We start from the raw sequence: 8356 nt of genomic DNA, 5'->3' as shown, positions 1-8356 counted from the left end.
GGTGGGCGGCCGCGCACGCGATGGGGCCGCCACTGCTCGCCCTCTTCGCCAACTCCCGCGTCCACGCCGGACAGGACACCGGGCACGCCTCCGCCCGCTGGCTGGCGGTGCACGACACGGAAGCGGTGCGCACGCGCACGGCGGCCGTGGCGGGCGACGACCCGGCCGGAGCGTGGGCGGAGCGCCTGATGGACGTCCCCCTGATGGTGCTGCCCCGCGGCGACCGGCCGTGGGACGCGCCCGAAGGGCTGACGTTCGCCGACTGGATCGACGGCCGGGGTGCGGCGGCGCTGCTGCCGAGGCCGACGGCGGCCGACCTGGACTACCACCTCACGACCATGTTCACGCCGGTCCGCCCGCAGGGGTACCTGGAGATCCGGTACCTCGACGCGCAACCGCCGGACGAGTGGCTGGCCCCGGTGGCGCTGGTGGCCGCCCTGCTCGCCCGGCCGGCCACCGTCGACAAGGTGCGCGAGATCTGCGCGCCGGTCGACGGCCGGTGGACCACGGCGGCGCGGCGCGGCCTGGCCGACCCGGACCTGGCGGCGGTCGCGGCGGCCCTGGCCGACCTCGGCTGCGGCGAACTGGGCGCGACCGGGCTGGCGGCGGAGACGGTCACCGGGATCAGCGAGAGCGTGCTGGGGCGCGCGTACCGATCGAGGAGCGAAGCATGAGCACGGAAGCACTGGGTGACCTGAGCGCACAGGATCTGCGCGCCCGGGCGGCCGAAGCACTGACCCGGGCGCGGGCGCGCAGCGTCGCGCTGACCGACGCGGTGGACGACGAGGATCTCGTCCGCCAGCATTCGAAGCTGATGTCGCCGTTGGTCTGGGACCTCGCGCACATCGGTGTCCAGGAGGAGCTGTGGCTGGTCCGCGACGTCGGCGGCCGGGAACCGCTGCGGCCGGACATCGACGACATCTACGACGCCTTCCAGCACGCCCGGGCGGACCGGCCGGAGCTGCCGCTGCTCGGGCCGGCCGAGGCGCGCGCGTACGTCAAGCAGGTCCGCGAGAAGGCCTTCGACGTGCTGGAACACGCGCCGATGGAAGGCAGGCGGCTGACCGAGCAGGCGTTCGCCTTCGGCATGATCACCCAGCACGAGCAGCAGCACGACGAGACGATGCTGGCCACCCACCAGCTCCGCAAGGGCGACCCGGTGCTGCACGCGCCGGAGCCGCCCCCCGCGCGGTCCGGCGCGCTGCCCCGCGAGGTCCTGGTGCCGGGCGGTGCCTTCACCATGGGCACGTCGGCCGAGCCGTGGGCCCTGGACAACGAGCGCCCGGCGCACGAGATCGCGGTCGACGCGTTCTGGATGGACACGGTGCCGGTGACGTGCGGGGCCTACGTCGAATTCCTCGACGGCGGCGGCTACGACGACCGGCAGTGGTGGAGCGCGGCCGGCTGGGCCTACCGGCAGGACAACGGCATCACCGCGCCGCGGTTCTGGAAGCGGGAGCAGGACGGCTGGTGGCGGACCCGCTTCGGGGTCTACGAGCGGATCCCGGCCGACGAGCCGGTCGTGCACGTCTCCTGCCACGAAGCCGAGGCGTACGCGGCCTGGGCCGGGCGGCGGCTGCCGACCGAGGCGGAGTGGGAGAAGGCGGCCCGGTTCGACCCGGCGACCGGCCGGTCGCGCCGGTTCCCCTGGGGCGACGGGGAACCGTCGGCCGAGCACGCCAACCTCGGCCAGCGGCACCTGCGCCCGGCACCGGCGGGGGCGTACCCGGCCGGTGCGTCGCCGACCGGCGTGCACCAGCTGATCGGTGACGTCTGGGAGTGGACTTCGACCGATTTCCACGGCTACCCGGGCTTCGCGCCCTTCCCGTACCGGGAGTACTCGGAGGTGTTCTTCGGGCCGGAGTACAAGGTGCTGCGCGGCGGATCGTTCGGCACCGACTCGGCGGCCATCCGGGGCACGTTCCGCAACTGGGACTACCCGATCCGGCGGCAGATCTTCGCCGGCTTCCGCACCGCCCGCGACGCGGCACCCGGCGAGGTGGGGTAGGCGCATGTGCCGCCACATCGGCTACCTCGGCGAGCCGGTTTCGCCCGCCGAGGCGCTCTTCCGCGCCCCGCACGCCCTGCTGGTGCAGTCGTACGCGCCGGCGGACATGCGCGGCGGCGGCTCGGTCAACGCCGACGGGTTCGGGCTGGGGTGGTACCCCGGCCCGGGCTCGCCACCGCTCCGCCACCGCCGTTCCACTCCACTGTGGACGGACGAGACGCTGCCGCCGCTGGCCGCGGCGGTGACCGCGGGCGCGTTCGTCGCCGCGGTCCGCAACGGCACCACCGGCCTGCCGGTGACCGAGGCGGCCGCGGCGCCGTTCACCGCCGGGAAGTGGCTGTTCAGCCACAACGGCGTCGTCCGCGGCTACCCGGGCTCGCTGGCCGAACTGGCCAAGACCCTGCCGGTCACCGATCTGCTGACGCTGGAGGCACCGACGGATTCGGTGGTGCTCTGGGCGCTGCTGCGCGCCCGGCTGGCCACGGGTGAGGACCCGCTGACCGCGGTGGCGGAGCTGACCGCCGCCGTCGAAGCGGCCGCGCCCGGCTCCCGGCTCAACTTCCTGCTCACCGACGGCGAAACGCTGATCGGCACCACCTGGACGCACGCGCTGTCCGTGCTGGAAACCCCGGCCGGCGTGTGGCTGGCGTCCGAACCCCTCGACGGCGACCCGCGCTGGCGGCCCGTCCCCGACCACCACGCCGTGCGCGCCACCGCGGCCGGCGTCGACCTGCTTCCCCTGACCCAGGAGACCCCATGACCGAAGTCGATCTCGACCACCACCGCTCCGGCGACGCCGTCACCGCGGAACTGCGCGCCGACGTCGTCGCCGGGCTCACCGCGGCGCAGAAGTGGCTGCCGCCCAAGTGGTTCTACGACGCCGACGGCAGCGAGCTGTTCGAGAAGATCACCCAGCTGCCGGAGTACTACCCGACCCGCAGCGAGCGCGAGGTGCTGGCCGCGCACGCCGCCGACGTCGCCGAGCTGACCGGCGCGCACACGCTCGTCGAACTCGGCTCGGGTTCGAGCGAGAAGACCCGGCTCCTGCTCGACGCGCTCACCGGACACGGCACCCTGGAGGCGTTCGTCCCCCTGGATGTGTCCGAATCCGCACTGGCCGAGGCGGCCGAGGCGATCTCGAAGGACTACCCGGGGTTGGCCGTCCGGGGCGTCGTCGGCGACTTCACCCAGCACCTGGACCTGCTGCCGGACGGCCAGCCGCGGGTGGTCGCCTTCCTCGGCGGCACGATCGGCAACTTCCTGCCCGCCGAACGCGCGACCTTCCTCCGCTCGGTCCGGGAGGTCCTCGACGAGGGGGAGTGGCTGCTGCTGGGCACCGACCTGGTCAAGGACTCCGGGATTCTCGAGCGCGCCTACGACGACGCGGCCGGCGTCACGGCGGAGTTCGACAAGAACGTGCTGCGGGTGATCAACGCCCGCCTCGGCGCGAACTTCGACGTCGACGAGTTCGAGCACGTCGCGCACTGGGACGCGGAGAACGAGTGGATCGAGATGCGGCTGCGGGCCCGCCGGGCGCTGACCGTCGAGATCCCCGGAGCGGACCTGACGGTGCGCTTCGCCGAGGGCGAGCACGTCCGGACGGAGATCTCGGCGAAGTTCCGCCCGAGCGGCGTCGAGGCCGAGCTGGCCGCGGCCGGCTTCGCCCTCGAGCACTGGTGGACCGACTCCCAGCAGCGGTTCGGGGTGAGCCTGGCAAAATCCGTGCGTGGCTAATCCTCTCCGGGCGCTGGCCCGGGCCGCCGGCACGAAACCGTGGCTGATGCGCACGGCGCGCTTCGTCGTGTGGGCGGACAAGAAACTGCACAAGGCGTTCGGCGGCCGGGTGAGCCTCGTGGCGCTCGCCGGGCTGCCGTCGCTGCGCCTGACGACAACGGGACGCAAGAGCGGGCTGGCGCGCAGCACCAACCTGCTCTACTACCCGCGCGGCGCCGACTTCGTGCTGACGGCATCCAACTGGGGCCGCCCGCACGACCCGGCATGGGCGCTCAACCTGCGGGCGAACCCGAAGTGCGAGGTCGCGCTCGCCGGGCGCCCGGTCGACGTCGTGGCGCGTGAGCTGCACGGCGAGGAGTACGAGCGGATGTGGGCGGAGCTGCTGGCGTTCTGGCCGGGGTATGCGATGGAGCAGCGCGAGGCGGCGCGGCCGTTGCCGGTTTTCGTTCTCGTGCGGGTGGCTCGATAGGTTCTGACCATCCGTTCGGCCGGTGCCGGGATTCACCGGTTTGTGCCAGTCTCACCCGGGTAACGCGCCGTGACGTCGTGATCTCACGGCGCTGCGTACCGGCGTTACCTAGGGAGGGAACCGTCTTGCCGAGATCCACACAGAGCCGGGTGCGGGCGTTCGCACTGGTGGGGGCGCTCGTGGCCGGCGTGGGGCTGGCCGGGCCGGCCGGCACCGCCGCCGCGGCCGAAGACACCGCCGTCAAGCCTGCCGTCGTCGGCGCGACCCCGGCCGTCGCCTGGGGTACCTGCGCGAGTGACGTCCTCGCCGGCGTGCCCGCCGACCAGATCAAGTTCTACAGCTGCGCGCGCTACCGGGTGCCGATCGACCACGACGACGCGTCGCTCGGCACCATCGACATCGCCCTGCTCAAGCGCGCCGCCCGCACGCCCGACAAGCGGGTCGGGTCGCTGTTCCTCAACCCGGGCGGTCCCGGCGGCCCGGGCCTGACCATGCCGATCGCCGGGCAGGCGATCTTCCGGCCGCAGGTCCTCGACCGCTTCGACCTCGTCGGCTTCGATCCGCGCGGGGTCGGCGCCAGCAACCCGCTGCGCTGCTTCACCACCCAGGAGGACGCGGACGAGGTCTTCGGCGCCCAGATCGGCGTGCCGCTGTCGCGCGCCGAAATCTCGGGCACCCTGGCCAGCTACCGCGACTACGGCCGGTTCTGCAAGAACAACGCGGGTTCGCTGCTCAACCACATGTCCACCAAGGACGTCGTGCGCGACCTCGACACGCTGCGGGCGGCCGTGGGCGACCAGAAGCTGACCTACGTCGGCTTCTCGTACGGGACGCTGATCGGCTCGACGTACACGTCGATGTTCCCGAAGCAGTCGCGGGCGATCGTGATCGACGGCAACGTCGACCCGGCGCTGCGCACCAGCGACGGCGTGCAGTACGACCGGGAACGCGCGCAGGGCTTCGAAATCGCGCTGGACGCGTTCCTCAAGCGCTGTGACCAGGCGGGCGCGAAGTGCGCGTTCAGCGACGGCAACCCGCGGGCGAAGTTCGACGAGCTGCGCGAGTACCTGCGCAAGCAGCCGATCACCCTCCCCGGCGCCGAGCCGCTCGACATCAGCGAGTTCACCGGCACCGTGGGGGGCGTCCTCTACAGCCCGGCGGTGTTCGCCTCCCTGGCCGAATGGCTGCAGACGTACTACGCCGCGATCCACCCGTCCGCGCAGGCGCAGGCGCTGCAGCCCCGGCCGCTGAAGGCGCTCGCCGTCGGGCACCGGGGCCTGGCCGACCTGAGGCCGGACAGCCCGTACACCGGCGACGACTCGTACTTCGCCGTCAACTGCTCGGACAAGCCGTTCAAGATCCGGCAGGAGCAGGTGCCGGACATCGCCGCGAAGTGGGAGCGTGAGTCGCGGACCTTCGGCCGGTCGCAGGCGTTCTCGGACACCGCGGCCTGCCCGGTGTGGCCGGCGAAGAAGCCGGACGCCTACCGCGGCCCGTGGCGGGCCAAGACCGACGTCCCGGTGATCGTGGTCGGCAACTACTACGACCCGGCGACGCAGTACAAGTTCGCCCAGCGGATGGCGGCCGAGCTCGGCAACAGCCGGCTGCTGACGGTCGACGCGTTCGGTCACTGCATCCTGGGTGACGCCCTCGGTGTCGACCAGGCCGTGGCCGACTACCTGACCGACCTGAAGGTGCCGGCGAACGGGCAGGTGTTCCAGCCGAACGTCCAGCCCTTCTGAGTGTGAACCCGGTCCCGTGGCCCTTCCCCGGGCCGCGGGACCGGCTACCCTGGCGACGTTGATCATCGACGAACCACGGGAAGCGAGGTGAGCGGCACATGCCAGCGGACAGTCCTCGGACGGCCGGGCGCGCGCTCACCGGAGGTTTCCGGCGGGGCTGAGTCCGGCCGCCCCCTGTCCGGCAGTGCGCGCACGCCGGAAAAGAGCCGGATCATGACCATCTTCGAAATGCTGCTGCGCGTGGGCGCCGGCGTCGGCCTGGGTGCCGTCATCGGGGTCGAGCGCCAGTTCCGCGCCCGGATGGCCGGGCTGCGCACCAACGCCCTCGTCGCGGTGGGCGCGACGCTGTTCGTGCTGCTGTCCGCCCACGGCTTCGGCGGGCTGGCCTCGAGCGGCGACGCCGACCCGACCCGGGTGGCGGCCCAGATCGTCTCGGGCATCGGGTTCCTCGGTGCCGGGGTCATCATGCGGGACGGCCTCAACGTCCGCGGCCTCAACACCGCCGCCACGCTGTGGTGCTCGGCCGCGGTCGGCGCCCTCGCGGGGGCCGGTCTGTACGCGGTCGCGGCGGCCGGGACCGCTGTCGTGGTCGGGGTGAACGTGGTGCTGCGGCCGCTGGGCCGGGCCGTCGACCGCCGTCCCGACGCGGGGGACGAGACCCCGGCGCGTTACGAGTTCCAGGCGGTGACCCGGGACGAGGCCGAGGCCCACGTCCGTGCCCTGCTCGTGCAGGCGTTGACCCGCACGGACTTCCGGTTGCTGTCGGTCCTGAGCACGGACCGGGAGAACCGCACGGTCGAGGTCCGCGCCGAGCTGATCGGTGACCAGCGCGACGACGCCCAGATGGAGGCCGCCGTTTCGCGGCTGTCGCTGGAGCCTTCGGTGTCGAGTGTGCGCTGGGTGGCCGTGCCCGCGTAGGGAGAAGGCCTCCCCGCTCGCCGAGCGGGGAGGCCTTCCGAACCACCGAAAACCCTTACGCCTGCGTCATCTTCCGCAGCACGTACTGCAGGATGCCGCCGTTGCGGTAGTAGTCCGCCTCGCCCGGGGTGTCGATGCGGACGTCCGCGTCGAACTCCACCTTGGTGCCGTCCGCCTTGGTGGCCGTGACGTGCACCGTGCGCGGCGTCGTCCCCTCGTTCAGCGCCGTGATGCCCGCGATGTCGAACGTCTCCGTGCCGTCCAGGCCGAGCGACGAGGCCGACTCGCCCTGCGGGAACTGCAGCGGGATGACGCCCATGCCGATCAGGTTCGAGCGGTGGATGCGCTCGAACGACTCGGTGATCACCGCGCGGACGCCCAGCAGGGACGTGCCCTTGGCCGCCCAGTCACGCGACGAACCGGAGCCGTACTCCTTGCCGCCCAGCACGACCAGCGGGGTGCCCTGCGCCGCGTAGTTCTGCGCCGCGTCGTAGATGAACGCCTGCGGGGCGCCCTCCTGCGTGAAGTCGCGGGTGTAGCCGCCCTGCACGTCGTCCAGCAGCTGGTTGCGCAGGCGGATGTTCGCGAACGTGCCGCGGATCATCACCTCGTGGTTGCCGCGCCGGGAACCGTAGGAGTTGAAGTCCTTCTTCTCCACGCCGTGCTCGGTCAGGTACTGCGCGGCCGGGGTGCCCGGCTTGATCGCGCCGGCGGGGGAGATGTGGTCGGTGGTGACCGAGTCGCCCAGCTTCGCCAGCACGCGCGCGCCGGTGATGTCGGTGACCGCGGCCGGCTCCGGCGTCATGCCCTCGAAGTACGGGGGCTTCCGCACGTAGGTGGACTCGGCGTCCCACTCGAAGGTCTTGCCCTCCGGGGTGGGCAGCGACTTCCAGCGCTCGCCGCCGTCGAAGACGTCCGCGTAGTCCTTGGTGAACATCTCCTGCGTGATCGCGTGGTCGATGGTCTCCTGGATCTCCTTGGACGTCGGCCAGATGTCCTTGAGGAAGACGTCGTTGCCCTGCGTGTCCTGGCCCAGGGGCTGGTTCGCGAAGTCGAAGTCCATCGTGCCGGCCAGCGCGTAGGCGATGACCAGTGGCGGCGACGCGAGGTAGTTCATCTTCACGTCGGGGTTGATCCGGCCTTCGAAGTTCCGGTTGCCCGAGAGCACCGAAACCGCGGTGAGGTCGTTCTCCTGGATGGCCGCGGAGATCTCGTCCGAGAGCGGGCCGGAGTTGCCGATGCAGGTGGTGCAGCCGTAGCCGACCAGGTGGTAGCCCAGCTTCTCCAGGTACGGCCACAGGTTGGCCTTGGTGTAGTAGTCGGTGACGACCTGCGAGCCCGGCGCCATCGACGTCTTCACCCACGGCTTGACCGCGAGGCCCTTGTCCACGGCGTTGCGCGCGAGCAGCGCGGCGCCGAGCATGACCGACGGGTTCGAGGTGTTGGTGCACGAGGTGATCGAGGCGATCACCACGGCGCCGTGGT

8 protein-coding genes are annotated in these 8356 nt (G+C 72.0%); 7 read left to right on the top strand and 1 reads right to left on the bottom strand.

Annotation, left to right across the window (positions count from 1 at the left end; all coding sequences use genetic code 11):
* The 7 genes from CCN39_RS46430 to CCN39_RS46400 form a co-directional block, all read left to right on the top strand.
* Positions 1–674: glutamate-cysteine ligase family protein (locus CCN39_RS46430; RefSeq protein ID WP_244211329.1), on the top strand; the 674-nt coding region annotated here is incomplete at its 5' end.
* On the top strand, positions 671–2008 hold the full coding sequence (gene egtB, locus CCN39_RS46425) for an ergothioneine biosynthesis protein EgtB (protein ID WP_086853430.1): 1338 nt from the start codon (positions 671–673) through the stop codon (positions 2006–2008). The genes CCN39_RS46430 and egtB, both read left to right, overlap by 4 nt.
* A gap of 4 nt (positions 2009–2012) precedes the next feature.
* Positions 2013–2768: an ergothioneine biosynthesis protein EgtC gene (gene egtC / locus CCN39_RS46420; RefSeq protein WP_086853428.1), complete on the top strand. Its 756-nt coding sequence runs from the start codon at positions 2013–2015 to the stop codon at positions 2766–2768.
* Positions 2765–3742, top strand: coding sequence for an L-histidine N(alpha)-methyltransferase (gene egtD, locus CCN39_RS46415; RefSeq protein WP_086853426.1), 978 nt, complete (start codon positions 2765–2767; stop codon positions 3740–3742). Before egtC ends, egtD begins: the two co-directional genes overlap by 4 nt.
* 46 nt (positions 3743–3788) lie before the next feature.
* The gene (locus tag CCN39_RS46410; RefSeq protein WP_086853424.1) at positions 3789–4211 is read left to right on the top strand and encodes a nitroreductase family deazaflavin-dependent oxidoreductase; all 423 of its coding nucleotides are present in this window, start codon (positions 3789–3791) and stop codon (positions 4209–4211) included.
* A gap of 149 nt (positions 4212–4360) precedes the next feature.
* On the top strand, positions 4361–5953 hold the full coding sequence (locus CCN39_RS46405; protein ID WP_086853422.1) for an alpha/beta hydrolase: 1593 nt from the start codon (positions 4361–4363) through the stop codon (positions 5951–5953).
* Between the two features lie 213 nt (positions 5954–6166).
* Positions 6167–6871 (top strand): MgtC/SapB family protein, encoded by a 705-nt coding sequence (locus tag CCN39_RS46400; protein ID WP_086853420.1) that lies wholly within the window; start codon positions 6167–6169, stop codon positions 6869–6871.
* Positions 6872–6926: 55 nt separating this feature from the next.
* On the opposite strand, the gene acnA is transcribed toward CCN39_RS46400, so the two are convergent.
* On the bottom strand, positions 6927–8356 hold a 1430-nt coding region (gene acnA, locus CCN39_RS46395), incomplete at its 5' end, for an aconitate hydratase AcnA (RefSeq protein WP_143264435.1).

It is taken from the genome of Amycolatopsis kentuckyensis (genome assembly GCF_002155975.1).
GTDB classification, from domain to species: domain Bacteria; phylum Actinomycetota; class Actinomycetes; order Mycobacteriales; family Pseudonocardiaceae; genus Amycolatopsis; species Amycolatopsis kentuckyensis.
Note: the sequence above shows the minus strand (reverse complement) of the source record. Positions and strands in the feature narration are given on the sequence as shown.